This is a genomic window from Vibrio sp. Vb0598 (assembly GCF_033338935.1).
Lineage (GTDB): Bacteria > Pseudomonadota > Gammaproteobacteria > Enterobacterales > Vibrionaceae > Vibrio > Vibrio alginolyticus.
Map to the genome: position 1 here is coordinate 1 of NZ_JAWOTP010000175.1, position 1,243 is coordinate 1,243.

Below are 1,243 nucleotides of genomic sequence, written 5' to 3' on the forward strand. Positions count from 1 at the left end.
TTCCTGGACGAATAGCTTCAATCGTCGGCTTATCATCCAAAATAGTGACTGGCAACGTCGCGTTAACGGAGTCGTTGTCCCCGTCGGTAATCACAATCGGCAGATTGATGGTCAGGTCATCAGAATTCGTCGCATGATCGAGCGCGCCAGACAATTCAAAATCGTAGCGTCCGTCTTGATGCAATGTCAGCGTGAAAATGGTGTCGCCACCAGCGGTTTTTCCGACATAAACCAAAGCATCACTCGTTGACGCTGTAGCGTCTTGAGTAATCGCGATGCTCTCGCCGCCAGAAGTAAGTGCAGGCAGTAGATTGGAATTGAGATCCAGAACAAATGAGTCGATACCATCCGCGCTGGTCACTTCAAACTGACCAGAAACCGTTAAAGGCTCCTTGGTCTCGTCTGAGCCCAGCGGCAAATCATCTTCATGCACTTGTAAGCGGTCTATATTCGTTACCACGGGTACATCGTCTACCACCGTAATTGGTAACGTGAACACTGGTGATACATCGCCATCACCGTCAGTCACAGTGATTGGCAGTTCGATTACAATGTTGTTTTGCTGATTGCCATCAGGATGATCAAGTGGTTTTCTAAGATCAAACTCATAGGAGCTATTTGACGCATTCAGAGTTAACTCAAACACCACTTCTTGAGAATTAACCGTGATACCTTGATAAACATTCACCCCGCCAGTACTGGACGTTAAGACTAAGGTGATTGCCTCTCCGCCAGACATCAATGTACTAACTGGCGTCGTCAAATCACTCAGTTGAATCGAGGTGACTTGGTCTGCCCCTTCTGTTACATCGAAGGTACCACCGATGATGGTGTCTTGAGTACGGTCAGTACCCTGCGGTAGGTCGTCCTCATCGACGGTCTGTTCACTACCCTGAGCCAAACCGTCGATGGTTGGTACGTCATCCACAACAGTGATCGGCAACGTGAGAGTATTCGAAACATCACCATCAAAATCCGTCGCTGCGATAGGAAGGTTGATGACGATGTCGTTTTGACCATTCGCGGTTGGATGATCGAGTGGCTCAAGTAGTTCAAACTTGTAGCTGCCATCAGAAACATCCAACGTCACTCGGAATGCAGGTGTTGTTGTTCCATCAATAATGGCTTCATAAACGGATACGCCACCTGAATTAGAAACTTCAACGAGAGTCAGTGATTGCCCACCAGACGTTAAGCCTTGAACTGGCGTGTTCAAGTCAACGATATGGTACTCGACGATATG

General features: G+C 47.9%; 1 protein-coding gene. It reads right to left on the reverse strand.

What is annotated here, in order from left to right; all coding sequences use genetic code 11:
• The coding region (locus R7Q38_RS23850; protein WP_318114531.1) for a DUF5801 repeats-in-toxin domain-containing protein at positions 1–1,243 on the reverse strand (1,243 nt) is incomplete at both ends.